Here is a 15331-nt window from a genome sequence, read left to right on the forward strand (position 1 = left end):
TTCGGCGCCGGTTTCAACTCAAATCCCCGGCCTCCGCCGGATCAGGCGGCCTGGGGCAGCCGCCGGGGCGGAAGGGGAACACGGCGTACCACGCCCCGCCCAGCCGCCGGACGGAGGCGAAGCAAAACAGGGGCGTCAGGGGGAAGGGCGCCGCCGGGTCAAAGGGGTAGGCCAGGGAGAAGCCGCCCTCCTCCGGCCGGTACAGGGCCCGCCGCTCCCCGGCGGCCCGGGCCAGCAGGGGCTCCCCCATCCGCCTGGCGGGGCTGGGCTCCCACTGCCAGCCCGCCGGCGGAGCGGCGGCCTCCCGCCCGGGGACGGCTCCGGCGGCAAAGGCCAGCTCCGCGGCCGCACCGGCGGGGGGCCACGCCCCCTGCCGCCGGAGCTCGTCCAGGGACAGGGTGCGCCGCAGCTTCAGCGCGCCCCCCTCGGGCACAAAGGTGCCCGCCAGGGCCCGCCCATGCGCCCCCAGCAGCCAGCCCTTGTACAGCCCGCGCCGGTCGTCGGGCAGCTCCGCTTCAATCCGCGCCCGCCCGTTCTCCTCCCGGACGGTGAGCCAGCCCCGGCCGCCGTCCAGGGAAAACCGCTCCATGCCGCCGCCCCCTCTCCCGGTCTCTCCCTCTATCCTATGCGCGCCGCAGGGGGAAATGCGCGCGGAGGCGGTTGACAGACGGCGGAAGCCCTGCTATACTGTGGGCGATCAAAAAAACGATGGGAGCTGGGAAGATGCGCAAATAACCTGAACTGTCCATGCACGCGGAGGCGGCCCCTGGGGCCGTCCGGTTCGTCGTGCGCCGGCAGGAGGGTTATGTGAGCGCGCTTCCCCTTTTTTGCACCCTTTTTGGACAAAGTGGGCGCGGGAGGCCGGATCCTCCTGCGCCCATTTTTGCATATTGAGGTGATGCACCATGTCTCTCATTGAGATTCGCAATCTGACCTTCGCCTATCCCGGCAGCTTTGACAACGTCTTTGAGGGGCTCAATCTCCGGCTGGACACCAGCTGGCGGCTGGGCCTGGTGGGCCGCAACGGCCGGGGCAAGACCACCCTGCTGCGGCTGCTCCTGGGGGAGTACGAGTACAGCGGCGCCATCTCCGCGCCGGCGGAGCTGGCGTATTTTCCGCCCAGGGTGGCCCATCCGGAGGCGGACACCCGCGCCGTGCTGGAGGAGCTGGCACCCGGCCTGGAGGAGTGGCGGCTCCTCAGGGAGCTGGCCGCCCTGGAGGTGGACGAGGGAGTGCTGGACAGGCCCTTTTCCACCCTCTCCGGCGGGGAGCAGGTGAAGGCGCTCCTGTCCGTCCTCTTCCTGCGGGAGGGCGCCTTCCCCCTGCTGGACGAGCCCACCAACCACCTGGATCTGGAGGGGCGGCAGCTGGTGAGCCGCTGGCTGTCCCGGAAGGAGGGCTTCCTGCTCATCTCCCACGACCGGGCCTTCCTGGACGGCTGTGTGGATCACATCGCTGCCATCAACAAGAAGGACGTGGAGGTGCGGCAGGGGGACTTTTCCGCCTGGTGGCGGGACAAGCAGGCCCGGGACGACTGGGAGCGGGCGGAGAACAGCCGCCTGAAAAAGGAGATCGGCCGGCTGGAGGACGCCGCCCGGCGCACTGCCGCCTGGTCCGACCGGGTGGAGGCCAGCAAGAAGGGGAGCCGGAACGCCGGCCTGCGGCCCGACCGGGGCTACATCGGCCACAAGGCCGCCAAGATGATGAAGCGCTCCAAGGCCGCCCAGGCCCGCCGGGAGGAGGCCGTACAGGCCAAATCCGCCCTGCTGAAAAACATCGAGCTGGCGGAGGAGCTGAAGCTCCACCCCCTCACACACCCCAAGGCCCGGCTGGTGGAGGTGAAAGAGGCCGCCCCCGATTACGGGGGCGGCCCGGTGTGCGCCCCCGTCTCCTTCACCGTGGAGCGGGGGGAGGTGGCGGCCCTGACCGGCCGCAACGGCTGCGGCAAGTCCAGCCTGCTCAAGCTGGCCTGCGGGGAGGACATCCCCCACACCGGCCTGTTTGCCCTGGCCTCCGGGCTGGTGGTGTCCTGGGTGCCCCAGGACGCCTCCTTCCTGCGGGGCTCCCTGCGGGACTTTATCCGGGACAGCGGCGTGGACGAGACCCTGTGCAAGGCCATCCTGCGCAAGCTGGACTTCTCCCGGGCCCAGTTTGACAAGGACATGGCCGACTACAGCGCCGGGCAGAAGAAGAAGGTGCTCCTGGCCCGCAGCCTGTGCCAGAGCGCCCACCTGTACGTGTGGGACGAGCCGCTGAACTATATCGACGTGTTTTCCCGCATGCAGCTGGAGCGGCTGCTGCAGGCATATCACCCCGCCATGCTTCTGGTGGAGCACGACCGGGCCTTCCTGGACGGCCTGGCCGACAAGCTGGTGCCGCTGCACGCCGGGGCCGCGTCCGGCGGGAGGTAAAGATTTTTCCCGGCCGGCCGCGGGCCGCAAAGCACTGGGGCTCCTGAATGGTTACCCGCCGGAAACCGCTCAATTGTTACCAGCCGGTAACTATAGCACATTATTGTGCGTACTTTTCAAAAGACGGAAGGACTGCTACAATCCGGTTATCAGGAGCGGCACACGCCGCGCAAGGAGGTTTTTATCATGTCATTGAAGAATCTGTTCAGCCTTGGCAGGGATCGGGAGGAGAAGCCCACAGCCTGTGGGACGGCCTGCGGTTCCGGCGACAAGAAGCCCACAGCCTGCGGGACGGCCTGCGGTTCCGGCGACAAGAAGCCCACAGCCTGCGGAACGGCCTGCGGCAGCGGCGACAAGAAGCCCGCAGCCTGCGGAACGGCCTGCGGCAGCGGCGACAAGAAGTAAGGATACAGCCAGACCTCCCCGCGGGCCCCGGCCCGCGGGGACGCAATTCCAAGCGAGGGATCAGACATGGAGTATTTTGCGTTTCAATGGCACATCACCGAGGCCTGTGACCAGCGGTGCCGCCACTGCTATATCTACGCCCTGGGCAGCCACGCCAGGTTTCAGGAGATGGCCCTGGAGGACATGCTGACGGTGATTCGGAACTGCCAGACCTTCTGTGAGAAGGCGGGGCGGCTTCCCTACTTTTACATCACCGGCGGCGACCCTATCCTCCACCCCCAGTTCTGGACGCTGCTGGAGATTCTGCGCATCGCGGACATCCCCTTCACCATCATGGGCAACCCCTTCCACCTGACGCCGGAGGCCTGCCGCCGGATGAAGGACTGCGGCTGCCGGAAATACCAGCTCTCCCTGGACGGCCTGCGGGAGACCCACGACGGCATCCGCCAGCAGCCCGGCTCCTACGACGCCACCATGGCGGCCATCCCCATGCTGCGGGAGGCGGGCATCGACTCGGCCATCATGACCACGGTGTCCCGCTGGAATGTGCAGGATATCCCCGCCCTGGTGGACGAGGTGGTGGCCCATCGGGCGGACATCTTCGCCTTTGCCCGCTACTGCCCCTCTCCGAAGGATCGGGACGTGTGCTGTTCCCCGGAGGAGTACCGGGACATGCTGGAGCAGTGCTGGGAGAAGTTTCAGCACTACGAGGCGGAGGGGTGCCAAACCACCTTCAACCTGAAGGATCACCTGTGGACGCTGTTCCAGTATGAGAAGGGCCTGTTTGATCCCGGCCGGTATCCCGACGACGGGGTGGTCTACGACGGCTGCAACTGCGGCAACTGCCACCTGACCATCCTCTCCGACGGCGCGGTGTACGCCTGCCGCCGGATGGAGAGCAAGGTGGGAAACGCCCTCACCGACGATCTCTACGACCTGTTCACCGGGCCGGAGTTCGACCGGTACCGGGTGTACGAGAACTTCCAGAAGTGTGCCAGGTGCGAGCTGCTGCGGTTCTGCCGGGGCTGCCCCGCCGTGGCGGCCGGCTACCACGGGGACATGTACGCCCCGGATCCCCAGTGCTGGAAGGAGGTGGGGGCATGACCGCGCTGGAGGCCATCCACCGCCGCCGCTCCATCCGGAAGTACCGGGACAGGCAGATCCCGGAGGAGGCCCTGCGGCAGATCCTGAAGGCCGGGGCCTGCGCCCCCAACGCCGGCGGCGGGCAGCGGACTATCCTCTGCGGGGTGCGCAGCCGGGCGCTGGCCGGGCGCCTGGGGCGCTGGAGCCTGGCCCGGTTTGACCGGAGCCGCCTGGCCGGAGGCTTTGTCTCCCGGGAGCAGCCCAGCGCCATTGACGACCCGTCCATCCGCAACGGCTTTTACGGCGCGCCGTCGGTGTGCGTGGTGTTCGCCCAGGAGGATTTCCTCTACAGCATACCGGACGCCTTCTGCTGCGCGGAGAACATGGCGCTGGCGGCCTGTGCGCTGGGCATCTCCTCCTGCATCGTGGCCCGGGCGGAGGAGACCTTTGACCACCCGGAGGGGAAAGCGCTGATGCAGGCGTGGGGCATCCCGGAGGGCTATATCCCCCGGTGCTTCGTCCTGCTGGGCTATGCGGACGGGCCCTATCCCGGCCCAAAGCCCGTCCGGGACGGGCGCATCCGCATTGTGGAATCGGAGGAGGCGTGACGGCATGGACGCGGAAACCTGTCTGAAAAAGCTGGGCTATGTGGGGGTGCTGGCCTTCGCCACGGTGGACGAATCGGGCGGGCCCCAGGTGCGCAACATCAGCGCCATCCACTATGAGGAAAACGCCCTCTACTTCTTCACCGCCCGGGGCAAGAACTTCTGCCGGGAGCTGCTGCGGGACGGCCGGGTGCAGGTGCTGGGCTATACCAGGTACAAGGAGATGCTCCGCCTGTCCGGGACGGCAAGGCCGGTGCCGGCGGAGGAGCAGGAGAAATGGCGGAATCTCATTTTTGAGGAGCAGCCCTATCTGTCCAATGTCTACCCCGGGGACACCCGGGACATCGGGATCATCTTCTGCATCCGGGACTTCACCATCGAGTATTTCAACCTGGGGGTCAGCCCCATCTTCCGGGAGAGCTATGCGGTGGGCGGGGGGCAGATCCGCCCCAAGGGCTATGAGATCTCCGCCGCCTGCATCGGCTGTAGCGCCTGCCGGCGGGTATGTCCCCAGGGGGCCATCGATCCGGGCAGCCCCTATGTGATCCGGCCGGAGAACTGCCTCCACTGCGGCAGCTGCTTTGCACACTGTCCGGTGCAGGCGGTGGTGCGGCTGGGATAGGGGGGCGGAGCCGTGAACCGTATGGAACAGATCCAATTTCTCAACCGGAGGCTGCTGGCCGAGCTGCCCCAGTATCAGGAGGAGGCGGCACAATACCCCGCGGACGAGGCCGCCCAGCGGCGGCTGCTCCGCGCCCTGATGAACGTGCGGCCGCCTCTGCCCCTGGCGCCGGACTTCCTGGCGGTGCAGGACGCCCTGCTCTCCGCCGAGCGGGAGGCGCGGGGCGTGGTGGACGGGGATGCCCTGCCCGCCGTTCCCGCCGAGCCCCGGCTGGCGCTCTGGCGGGGGGACATCACCCGGCTGCGGGCGGACGCCATTGTCAACGCCGCCAACAGCCGGCTGCTGGGCTGCTTCGTCCCCTGCCACGGGTGCATCGACAACGCCATCCACTCGGCGGCGGGGCTCCAGCTCCGGGAGGAATGCCGCCGCATCATGGCGGAGCAGGGCCGCCCGGAGCCCAACGGCCGGGCCAGGCTGACAGAGGGCTACAACCTGCCCGCCCGGTACGTGCTCCACACCGTGGGGCCCATCGTCCGGGGACGGGTGACCGGGGAGAACCGGCGGGAGCTGGCCTCCTGCTACCGCGCCTGCCTGGAGCTGGCGGCGGAGCACGGCCTGCACAGCGTGGCCTTCTGCTGCATCTCCACCGGGGAGTTCCGCTTCCCCAACCGGGAGGCCGCCGGGATCGCGGTGGACACCGTTACCGGCTTTCTCCGCCGCAACACTTCCATCCAGAGGGTGATCTTCAATGTTTTCCAGGAGCTTGATGAGCGTATCTACCGGAGCATGCTCGGAGGCGGTTGACCGCCTGCGGGAGGCGCTGAATCGGGCGGATGCCGTGGTGGTGGGCGCGGGCGCGGGCCTGTCCGCCTCTGCGGGGCTGACCTACGACGGGGCGCGGTTTGAGGAGCACTTTGGGGACTTCATCGCCAAATACCATATCCCGGATATGTATGCCGGCGGCTTCTACCCCTTTGAAAGCCTGGAGGAGTACTGGGCCTGGTGGAGCCGCCAGATTCTGCTCAACCGCTATGAAAAGGCCCCCCGCCCGGTATATGAGGCCCTGCTGGCCCTGGTGAGGGAGAGGGACTGCTTTGTCCTCACCACCAACGTGGATCACCAGTTTCAGATGGCGGGCTTCGACAAGAAGCGGCTGTTCTACACCCAGGGGGACTACGGCCTGTGGCAGTGCTCCCAGCCCTGCCACCAGGAGACCTACGACAACGAGGAGACCGTGCGCCGCATGGCGGCGGAGCAGCGGGACATGCGGGTGCCCCCGGAGCTGGTGCCCCGCTGCCCCAGGTGCGGCCGCCCCATGACCATGAACCTGCGGTGTGACGGCACCTTTGTGGAGGACGAGGGCTGGCACGCGGCCGCCGGGCGGTATGCGGAGTTTCTCCGGCGACACCGGGGGGCGCGGGTGCTGTTCCTGGAGCTGGGTGTAGGCGGCAACACCCCGGTGATCATCAAGTACCCCTTCTGGCAGATGACGATGCACAACCGAAACGCGGTCTATGCCTGCATCAACCGGGGGGAGTCCTTTGTCCCCCGGGGCCTGCGGCGGCGCGGCATCGGGATCTCCGCCGACATCGGGGACGCGCTGGCCCTTCTCTCCGGAGCGGAAGCATAGAGCCCCGGACGGAAACAGGCGCCCATGGAGAATCCATGGGCGCCTGCTGGCATATAACGGGGGAGAGAATTTATGGGGCGGTGCTGCCGTGTGCCGGCATCTGTCCCGTACAGAAGAAGGTATAGTGGCCGCTGGCGTACACCGTGCCGTCCGGGCCGGAGATTTCCACCGAGACCAGGCAGGTGGTGCGGCCGCGGTGCTTCACCTCGGCGCGGGCGGCGACACGCCCCTCCTTTGCCGAGCGGATGAAATCCAGGCTGCCGTGGAGGGTCACATATTTCCGCCCGTCTGTCCGGCAGGCGGCGCCGGCGGCACAGTCGGCCAGCGTATAGTAGGCCCCGCCGTGGAGGACGCCGTAGGGGTTCAGGCTGTTGGGGCCCATTTCCAGATATGCCTCCGCCACATTCTCTCCGGTTTGGTTGGTATGAATTCCATTGAAGAGGGCGAAGGCATTGGCTCTGGTGATCTCATCAAAGCTCTCTTGGTTCAGCACAGACATTCCCCCTACTGCAGAATAATCCGGTCGCCCTCTACCCGCTCCACGGTGGCCAGGGCCTCCACCCGCACGCCCATCCGGCGCAGAACCCGTCCGCCGTCCCGCATGGCTTTTTCGATGGCGACAGCCACGCCGGCCACCTCACCGCCGGCCTTGGACACCAGCTCCAGCAGGCTCAGGACAGCCTGGCCGTTGGACAGAATATCGTCCACCACCAGCACCACGTCATCCTCAGTCAGGTACTTCTTGGACACACGGAGGGTGTAGGTCTTGTCCAAGGCAAAGGAATGGGTCTCCGCCGTGTAGACCTCCGGGTCGATATAGCCCGTCCGGAAGCGTTTGGCATAGACCGCAGGGACGCCCAGAGCCCGGGCCACAAAGCAGGCCAGAGCGATGCCGGAGCTCTCCGCGGTGAGCACCTTGGTGATCTTCTCCCCCCGGAACCGCTTGGCCAGCGCGTCGCCCATCCGCTCCATCAGGCCCATATCCATGCAGTGGTTGAGGAACATGTCCACGTGGATGATGTCCCCTTCGCCCACCACCGCCTCATTCAAAATCCGACGCTTTAATTCTTCCATGCTGCTCCCTTCCGTCTACTCGCAGGCAGATCAAGCTCAGTTCAGTTGATTATAACCCATTTTTGCCCATCCTGCAATATTGACAAGAATATAAAAATAGGGTATCCTAATACATACGGCAATTGGCCAGTCCAATGGCCCGAATTTATGCAGCGGTATCGAAGTGGTCATAACGGGGCTGACTCGAAATGGATGGGGGCTTAGGCCGCTTTGTCCGCGAAAAGTTTCCGGTTTCCCACTGTTCCTGGTGTTTTTACTCACTTATCCCTGCGTAGTTCTCTCCAACAGTTCTCTCCAATTCTCTCCTGAATGAGGATGGAGCGCCTGTGGGAGTGACCGATTTGGAGATGTACCCAAGTGGTTGAAGGGTCCGCACTCGAAATGCGGTAGGCCGGCTCAAACCGGTGCGAGAGTTCGAATCTCTCCATCTCCGCCACCTTGCTCCAGCAGTCCAGATGGGCTGCTGGAGCTTATTTTTTATACCTGCATTTCCCACTTGCACTTCACTCCGTCCGCCGCCGGCAAGGGCAGCCCCTGCGTCATAGCCTGAGCGGAGGACAGCTTGGAGGAATAGTCAAGGTGGGCATAGATATTTGCGGTGGTGCTGAAATCGCTGTGTCCCAGCCATTCCTGGATCTGCTTGAGGGGCACCCCATTTGCCAGCAGGAGACTGGCACAGCTGTGTCTTAAATCGTGGAGACGAATCCGCTGAAGTCCATGCTGCTCCAGATACTCCGGGAATTTGGAGGTCAGGTAGTTGGGGTTGATGCGTTTGCCCAGCTCATTGACAAACACATAGCCGTCATAGGAGTAATCGTAGCAGTTGCCGCAGATCCGTTTGTTGTATTCCTGCTCCTCTTTTACCTGCCGAAAATAAGCGGCGAAGCTGCCTACCAGGGGCAGGGTGCGCAGGCTGGACTTTGTCTTGGCCGATTCCTGCTCCAAAACGTAGGTTTTCCCATCAATGCGTGTGGTGGTCACCGTGTGCTTGATGGTGATGGTGCCCCGCTCGAAGTCAATGGCGTCCCACTTGAGGCCAACCAGCTCACCTCGGCGCAGGCCGTAGAAAGCAGCCACCAGTATCGGAAGCTCCATCCAGGTGCCCTTGAGTACTTCAAAAATCTGCTGGAGCTGCTCTGCGTCCAGAAATTTGGGCTGAAACTCGTTCTTTCTCGGGCGGTCCACCTTGGTGGCCACATTCTGTATGACCAGGTCGGTTTTCAGAGCATATTTCAGCGCCTGATGGATGACGGCATGGTCGTGAAGCACAGAATTCGGCTTGACTGTTTTCAGCCGTTCTCCATAAAACTGCTGAATATGCCGTGCCTCTAGTCCTCGCAGCGTATATCCCTTTTGCCGGAAATACGGCTCGATCACACTGTGTACGATGTTGGAATAGGAGCCATATGTGGCAGGCTTGATCTTGACCCGCACAATGTCCAGCCATTGCAGCAGATAATCTGCAAACAGCATATCCGAGCAAAGCTCATCCGGTTCCGGCGGGGGCACAAAGCTGGAACGAATACGCAGCAGCTCCGCCTCTGCCTTCCGCTTGTTGCCCTTCTCAGGCAGTCCGGTGGCGTGCCATTTGCTTTTCCTCTTGCCCTTGTTGTCCTTATAGCTGATGACCACATAATAGTAGCCCTTTTTTACCTGTAAATGTCCTGTTATCATATCAATCTCCTTTCCGGGGCGGCTCCCCACAGGACAGCTTTTTTGATGCAGCCCCATCTTACTCCATAAGCTGCCCACTGTCTACGCTGCGATTTTGTTTGCGGCAGACACTTTCGCCCCTACCGCTCCCGGCGGTTGCGCTCCCGCTGGCGTTTCAGCAGTTCCAGCCCCTTCAAGATGTCCTGTTTCATCTGCGTGTCGGAATATGTGGCGGGGAAGAATTTCTTTAACTCTGTCATGGGAAGATGCAGTTGCTCCTGCTGGTTGGCCTTGGGCTTGGAGAGAATCTGCTCCAGATCCTCCTGGGTCAACATCCCCAGTTGAGAGAGCTTCTTCAGGCTGATGGCCTGACTGTGGGAGGGGGTGCAGTCGAACTGCTCCATACAGGAGAGAAGGCGGGTTTGCTCTTCCTCCGTCAGATAGGACAGCTCCACGGCTGGACGGAGGGCCATTTTCCCTTCGTCCACCATCGCAAGCAGCGGGGGCACCAGGTGGGTCAGCCGGATATAGCGGTGGATCTGATTACGGCTGTCTCCGCTCTCCTTGGCCAGTTCTTCATAGGTATTGAACCTTTTCCCCAGTGGGGAAAAAGTGTGGTCACTGCGGTAGCCCTGACGATTCAGGACTTCCAGCTTCATCTTGTAGGCAAAGGCTTTTTCACTGGGCAGGATGTGCTCTCTCTGCAAATTGGCGTCCACCATGGCCACCACCGCCTCCTCGTCGGTCATTTCCCGGACAATCACCGGCATGGTTGTAAGGCCCAGCCGCTCACAGGCAGCCAGCCGCCGATGGCCCGACACCAGCTCATAACCGCCGCCCTCTCTGGGGCGGGCCAGGCCGGGGGAGATCACCCCCATCTGGCTGATACTCGCCACCATATGGGCCATCTCCTCATCGTCCCGCAACGCAAAGGGATGCAGGGGAAAAGGGTGCAGCTCTGCCACCGGCACTTCCCGTACCCGCTCCAGCTTGGCGTCGTCCCGCTCGGCCTGGGTGGTGAACAAATCCTCGATGCTCATCAGATGTATCTTGTTTTTAACGCTCATATTCGATCCTCCGTTTCTTGTTTTTGTGGAACTGACGGTAGGAGCGCCGCATCTTCTGCTCCAATAAAATCTGCCGTCTCTTTTCCGGCAGCTGTTCCAGCAGCTGCCTGGCGGTTGCCTGCTGCCGGCGCAGAGTGGAAAGCTCCCGGGTCAGTACCGTGCGCTGCTCTTTCAGTCCGTCCATCTGTTCACCAGGCTGACACCGCCGCAGTTTGTGATAGATCCCCGTCCGCTGCCGTAGCTTTTCTTCTATTTGGGATTGGACGGAGATAAGAAAGCCCTCCACATCCTGCGCGCTGTTCAGATGTTCCCGGTGAATCAGCTCGATCTGGCGGGACAGCTGTTCCAGTTTGGCCACCTCCAGCCGCATCATGGGCGACAACGGCCTTGTCCGGCTTTTTCGGGGAAAAATCCCCAGGAAATAGCAGTAGTGGAGATACAGCGCCCTCAGGCCGGTAATCTTTTTTGCGCTGTGAAAGCTGCCCGCCATGCGCATCCGTTTGGGCGACCTGGACAAGTTCCGGCGTATCTGCTGATAGGTCCGCCCACAGGCCTCCTTTTTCCGGTAATCCATGGTGTCAATTCTCTGGATGATCCTCCTGTGGTCGTACTCCTCACCCAGCCGTACCATGCGTACGGCTTTTTTTGCGCCTATGGCTCGAATGGTGGCATACTTGCGGTGGGGGCTGGCGTTAATGAGATAGCCTTTTTCCTTCATCACCTGGCAGAAGTCAAACCAGCTCCAGGAAATGCCCACCGCCTCATCGATGGCTTGCCGCATGAGACCGAAGGTTGTGGGCTTGCCCTGTTTTTCCGCAAAGTAGAGGTTGCGGGGCGTCTTGCCGCTGGGATGTTCGATCACCGTCAGATTGTGCTCCCGGCACAGCTGGTCGGAGATCTCCCGCATCCGATAAAAGGCTCTCTGATTGCAGTTGAACTTTTTTCCATCTGCGAAACTGACCGAGTTGATGACCAGATGGTTGTGATAGGTGCCGGTGTTGAAATGGGTGGCCACCAGCACCTGAAACCGATCTCCCCACATTCTCTGGGCCAGCTCCACGCCCAGCTGGTGGCACAGCTCCGGGGTCACCTCGCCGGTTTTGAAGCTCTGGATACAGTGGTAGGCCACATTGCCACCAGTTTTGTTAAAGTAGCGCTTGGTATACATCATGTCCTCGTAGGCCTGTTCCCGGCGGCAATGGAGTCCGGTCACATACATGGTCTGCTCCATATTCACTTTCTCCTGGTTGCCGGCATAGTGGAGCACCTGCTGCATATCGGAATAGTGTGTCTTCTCCGGGTTTTCGGCATAGCCCACGATACGGCTCAGGCTGTCCTTGATTGCCTTAATCTTGGTGATCCCCACGGTCCACCCCCTGCTTCAAGTTCCCGAAGCGTTCCATGGGGTGGGGAGCGGAAAGATCTTCCCCCATACCCAGCCTTCTCAGGTAGGCGGAGAGGGAAATGCCGCACCGCCTCGCCATCCGCTCCAGCCGCTCTTTTTCCTCTTTGGATACCCGCACGTTGATGCCATACGTTCGTTTTCTCATATCGTTCTCCTTTCTCGGGGGTTATAGGGGCCGCAGCCCCTCTCGGCGTCTGCCGCCGGCTTTGGTGGGCAACACAAAGCCTATGCTCGCTACCCTCCAGGACACCCCTTCACGGGGTGCCCTGGGCTGCCCGGGCTACGTTGACCGGCATGACGGTTATGACGGTTATGACGGCTGTGACGGCTCTTTCTCTATGACGGGATTGCTGTCATTTGCGTCATTGCTGTCATGGGTGAGAGTCAGGCGGAGGATGCGCTCCGAGGCTGTCCGCCGGGTGGAATAGCAGATATTTTCCGGAACCAGAACTCGCTCCCAGTGGCGCACGATATACCGGGTCACCGCATTGGGCGTAACCTCTGTTTCGCCCATCTGCTTCAAAAGCGTTGTGGCGCTTCCCTCATAGCCACCCTGTGCTTTGACAAACTCCACCAGCCGGAAAAGAAACGGTGGCACGTCGTCCTTCTGAATTGTAGCTGAATCCTTTCGCTCTACCAGCGTCCAGCGGTAGTTCTCGAAGCGGAGGATAAGCTGCTGATATTCGATGTCCCGACCGGTTGCCAGGAGGATGGCTTCTTCTTCGGCCCGGTTGCTCTTTTTCAGCAGATATGTGGCATCCGCCGCCCCCATCAGGGCTGTGGACCCGGACACCTCGTTAAAGGGGTCTGCGCTGTCGGTGAGCTTGCGCAGGTGATGAACCAGGATCATGCAGAGGTTATGGCGGTCTGCGATGGCCTTGAGGGAAGCCATGTCGCCGTAGTCGCTGGCATACATGCTGCCCTTGTTCACCGTGCCATCCCGCACCTTTTGCAGAGTGTCGATGATGACCAGCCGGGTCTGGGGATAGTCCCTCAAAAAATCCTCCAGTTGCTCCTGTAAGCCGCTCCCCAGCCGCTGACACAGCACCGAAAAGCGGAGGGTTTCTGGTGCTTCCTCCGTCAGCTGCTGCAAACGGCTTTGAATCCGTGCGTAAGTATCCTCCAGACACAGGTAAAGCACGTCACAGCGATGGGTGGCAAATTCCCACAGGGGTTCTCCCCGCGCCACCTGCAATGCCAGCCACAGCATCAGCCAGCTCTTGCCGATTTTGGGGGAACCGCACAGGGTATTCAGCCCCTGAGGAATCAGCCCCTCCACCACAAAGAAGGGGCGCTGCAATGGACTGGTCAACAGGGTGTCCGCATCCATGTACTGAATCTTCTCAACCGGCATGATCCTGCGCCTCCTGCTCCATCACATAGCGAATGACGCTGACCTTGGGAATCTTGAAGGAGTTGCCGATTTTTATGCCAGCCAGACGGCCGTCATTGATCAGGTGGTAGGCCAGGTGGCGGCTGATGCCCAGCATGTTCTGGAGCTGGGCCACGGTCACAATGTCCGGATAGTCCGGAAACATCATGTGATAGAGGTCCCGAAGTTCTGATTTCTTCATAGTGCTTCATCCTTTCATTTTTTGCGCGTGATTAGCTGTTAAAGGGCAAAAAAACACAGGCCTTTCGACCTGTGTTTTTTTGCTATGTATGCCCTTGCGTATATGCCAGCCATTGTTCTGCCAGCCTGTCCACCCGCTTTTTCACTGCACTGTGGGTGTGGTATCCCAACTGATCTGCAATTTCCTGATAGGTATATCCATTTTTGCGTAGTTCCAGAATGTGAATATCTCGAGGGGTAAGCTGTTTTATAAAGTCTTTTACCAGCACCTCTGCTACGACTTGTTCCTCTATGTTGGACTGATCTGGTTCGGTTGCTCCCTCCATCAGTCCGTCCAGAGATTCCTCCATACGGGGCGCAAAATTCCTGGTGTGGTAGCGTTTCCTTAGAAAATCAATCTTGGCTGCTGAGTTGACGGATGAATAGTCCTCGTCACAACGGTTTTGCTTTACAACTTCAATAATCTCTTTCATACCATGCTTATCTATCGCTCGTTCTACCGTAGTATGCATAATGGTGTTGACCTCATCCATGGTACGGTAGGGATATTCAAATGATCTTGGCCGAGAAAAGAGAAACTGCAAGTTGTAGTCGGAGATCTCTGCCAGACAGTTTAGAAAAAGGGGCGTGGCATAGGTCCAGCGATAGATGGGGTCATCCATTGAAAATGCTTCCTTCTTAGCATAGATCCCAAGATGAGGCCATACCAGAAAGGAAATTGCTTCCATCATCAAATGGATAAACTCCGTATTGAAAATGACTTTTCGGTAATGCTCGCTTTCCAATGCCTTTAGAGCAGATCTTGGAATATCACGGCATTCTTTACTTTTAGAGATCATATCCAACGGCAGCAGGTAATAGGCCGGCAAATAGCGCAGAGGGGTGTCATATGGAAAGACCATCAAAGAAATCTGAGCGTTTTGTGTGTTGGCCTCTGCACTGGAAGCATTGCCGGGTTGCTGTGTCATAAAATCCCTCCTTCATTTTGAGTATTAGCTTACCACTCTGCCCCTAAAACGGACTGAAAGTACCAGATTGTTCCTGAATCATGTAAAATTTTTTAGAGCTTATCACTTCATGCGGGAGATTAAAGTCAATTTTTGTCGAATCAATCTAAAGTAATTATAGATATAGCTGCTTTAACCTAAGATCTTGTGTTCGGACATGAAATTGTATTGTCCTAAATTTTTGTATTTGCTATAATAAAAGCATCAATTTCCCGACAAGTTAGCCTAAATGGTTGCCGCTTACAATAGATTTGGAAGCGGTGTGTTGGGAGTCAATATCAGGGATATTGTCGATTTACTTCCCCAAGTATAAGTATATTTATCGCATAGGAGAACGCTTAAGATGTTCGATATGAATCAAAAAATAGATTTTCAAGCGCAAGAAAATGCCACCAAGATGATAGGGTACGTAAAAAAGGCCTCAGAAATGACCCATATAGTCATCATGGCGGCTCAAAAAGCATCAAAGGCCGTTTCTGCCATTCAAACACAAGATAAGAGCAGAAAATGGACAGTTTTGCAGGAATATCTGAAAGAATACGGTGCGTTTATCAATCAGACATCCTTACTTACCGGAGTGTATGTCTACCAAGTAAATGCGGAGTTTTATGCTGAGGTTCATTTGCAGGAGCTTGACCGGCAGCTTCAAATTATGGTTGGAATCGTATACTTGAAAGAGGCGGTTCGTGCTGCAATCAATGCGACATATAAGGAGTGCCTGAAGAAGCTACTCAAACAGAGTGGGCTATTCACCGAGGCACAGCTAAATCTTTTGTAAATTGAATGGAGAGCCAAT

Annotated in this window: 18 protein-coding genes and 1 tRNA gene; 9 read left to right on the forward strand and 10 right to left on the reverse strand. The window is 60.0% G+C overall.

What is annotated here, in order from left to right; translation table 11 throughout:
• Nucleotides 1-13: 13 nt before the first annotated feature.
• The gene (locus tag B5E42_RS04570) at nucleotides 14-589 is read right to left on the reverse strand and encodes a hypothetical protein (RefSeq protein WP_087237086.1); all 576 of its coding nucleotides are present in this window, start codon (nucleotides 587-589) and stop codon (nucleotides 14-16) included.
• Nucleotides 590-905: 316 nt separating this feature from the next.
• On the opposite strand from B5E42_RS04570, the gene abc-f reads away from it, so the two are divergent.
• The 7 genes from abc-f to B5E42_RS04605 all read left to right on the forward strand — a co-directional run bounded on the left by abc-f (nucleotide 906) and on the right by B5E42_RS04605 (nucleotide 6756).
• On the forward strand, nucleotides 906-2411 hold the full coding sequence (gene abc-f, locus B5E42_RS04575) for a ribosomal protection-like ABC-F family protein (protein WP_087237088.1): 1506 nt from the start codon (nucleotides 906-908) through the stop codon (nucleotides 2409-2411).
• 186 nt (nucleotides 2412-2597) lie between these two features.
• Nucleotides 2598-2816 (forward strand): hypothetical protein, encoded by a 219-nt coding sequence (locus tag B5E42_RS04580; protein ID WP_087237091.1) that lies wholly within the window; start codon nucleotides 2598-2600, stop codon nucleotides 2814-2816.
• A 66-nt stretch (nucleotides 2817-2882) separates the two neighbouring features.
• Nucleotides 2883-3920 carry a radical SAM/SPASM domain protein, ACGX system gene (gene acgM / locus B5E42_RS04585; protein ID WP_087237093.1) on the forward strand — a complete coding sequence of 346 codons (1038 nt, stop codon included), beginning with the start codon at nucleotides 2883-2885 and terminating at the stop codon, nucleotides 3918-3920.
• Nucleotides 3917-4507 carry a nitroreductase family protein gene (locus B5E42_RS04590; RefSeq protein WP_087237095.1) on the forward strand — a complete coding sequence of 197 codons (591 nt, stop codon included), beginning with the start codon at nucleotides 3917-3919 and terminating at the stop codon, nucleotides 4505-4507. Before acgM ends, B5E42_RS04590 begins: the two co-directional genes overlap by 4 nt.
• Nucleotides 4508-4511: 4 nt before the next feature.
• Nucleotides 4512-5126 (forward strand): 4Fe-4S binding protein, encoded by a 615-nt coding sequence (locus B5E42_RS04595; protein WP_087237097.1) that lies wholly within the window; start codon nucleotides 4512-4514, stop codon nucleotides 5124-5126.
• Between the two features lie 12 nt (nucleotides 5127-5138).
• Nucleotides 5139-5930 (forward strand): protein-ADP-ribose hydrolase, encoded by a 792-nt coding sequence (locus tag B5E42_RS04600; RefSeq protein ID WP_204244374.1) that lies wholly within the window; start codon nucleotides 5139-5141, stop codon nucleotides 5928-5930.
• Nucleotides 5893-6756 carry a Sir2 silent information regulator family NAD-dependent deacetylase gene (locus B5E42_RS04605; protein ID WP_242967015.1) on the forward strand — a complete coding sequence of 288 codons (864 nt, stop codon included), beginning with the start codon at nucleotides 5893-5895 and terminating at the stop codon, nucleotides 6754-6756. Before B5E42_RS04600 ends, B5E42_RS04605 begins: the two co-directional genes overlap by 38 nt.
• 70 nt (nucleotides 6757-6826) lie before the next feature.
• Here the strand turns inward: B5E42_RS04605 and B5E42_RS04610 are convergent, their stop codons facing one another.
• Nucleotides 6827-7249: a PaaI family thioesterase gene (locus B5E42_RS04610; protein ID WP_242967016.1), complete on the reverse strand. Its 423-nt coding sequence runs from the start codon at nucleotides 7247-7249 to the stop codon at nucleotides 6827-6829.
• A gap of 11 nt (nucleotides 7250-7260) precedes the next feature.
• Nucleotides 7261-7830, reverse strand: a complete 570-nt coding sequence (locus B5E42_RS04615; protein ID WP_087237101.1) for a xanthine phosphoribosyltransferase — start codon at nucleotides 7828-7830, stop codon at nucleotides 7261-7263.
• Between the two features lie 343 nt (nucleotides 7831-8173).
• Between B5E42_RS04615 and B5E42_RS04620 the strand changes: the two genes are divergently transcribed.
• Nucleotides 8174-8266: transfer RNA gene (locus tag B5E42_RS04620), tRNA-Ser, on the forward strand.
• 41 nt (nucleotides 8267-8307) lie between these two features.
• On the opposite strand, the gene B5E42_RS04625 is transcribed toward B5E42_RS04620, so the two are convergent.
• The 7 genes from B5E42_RS04625 to B5E42_RS04655 form a co-directional block, all read right to left on the reverse strand.
• A complete protein-coding gene (locus B5E42_RS04625) occupies nucleotides 8308-9504 on the reverse strand; it encodes a site-specific integrase (RefSeq protein WP_087237103.1) in 1197 nt (398 codons plus the stop codon).
• A 119-nt stretch (nucleotides 9505-9623) separates the two neighbouring features.
• Entirely contained in the window at nucleotides 9624-10550 is a 927-nt protein-coding gene (locus B5E42_RS04630) for a ParB/RepB/Spo0J family partition protein (protein WP_087237105.1), read from the reverse strand.
• Nucleotides 10540-11916 (reverse strand): relaxase/mobilization nuclease domain-containing protein, encoded by a 1377-nt coding sequence (locus B5E42_RS04635; RefSeq protein ID WP_087237107.1) that lies wholly within the window; start codon nucleotides 11914-11916, stop codon nucleotides 10540-10542. The genes B5E42_RS04630 and B5E42_RS04635 overlap by 11 nt, the downstream gene beginning before the upstream one ends.
• Nucleotides 11897-12100 carry a ribbon-helix-helix protein, CopG family gene (locus B5E42_RS04640; RefSeq protein ID WP_087237109.1) on the reverse strand — a complete coding sequence of 68 codons (204 nt, stop codon included), beginning with the start codon at nucleotides 12098-12100 and terminating at the stop codon, nucleotides 11897-11899. The genes B5E42_RS04635 and B5E42_RS04640 overlap by 20 nt, the downstream gene beginning before the upstream one ends.
• A 165-nt stretch (nucleotides 12101-12265) precedes the next feature.
• Nucleotides 12266-13309: an AAA family ATPase gene (locus B5E42_RS04645; RefSeq protein WP_087237111.1), complete on the reverse strand. Its 1044-nt coding sequence runs from the start codon at nucleotides 13307-13309 to the stop codon at nucleotides 12266-12268.
• A complete protein-coding gene (locus B5E42_RS04650; RefSeq protein ID WP_087237113.1) occupies nucleotides 13299-13529 on the reverse strand; it encodes a helix-turn-helix domain-containing protein in 231 nt (76 codons plus the stop codon). Before B5E42_RS04650 ends, B5E42_RS04645 begins: the two co-directional genes overlap by 11 nt.
• Before the next feature lie 82 nt (nucleotides 13530-13611).
• The gene (locus B5E42_RS04655; RefSeq protein ID WP_087237115.1) at nucleotides 13612-14496 is read right to left on the reverse strand and encodes a sigma-70 family RNA polymerase sigma factor; all 885 of its coding nucleotides are present in this window, start codon (nucleotides 14494-14496) and stop codon (nucleotides 13612-13614) included.
• Nucleotides 14497-14878: 382 nt separating this feature from the next.
• On the opposite strand from B5E42_RS04655, the gene B5E42_RS04660 reads away from it, so the two are divergent.
• Nucleotides 14879-15313 carry a hypothetical protein gene (locus B5E42_RS04660; protein WP_087237116.1) on the forward strand — a complete coding sequence of 145 codons (435 nt, stop codon included), beginning with the start codon at nucleotides 14879-14881 and terminating at the stop codon, nucleotides 15311-15313.
• The last annotated feature ends 18 nt before the right edge of the window (nucleotides 15314-15331 follow it).

The organism is Flavonifractor sp. An10 (genome assembly GCF_002161215.1).
GTDB lineage: Bacteria > Bacillota > Clostridia > Oscillospirales > Oscillospiraceae > Flavonifractor > Flavonifractor avistercoris.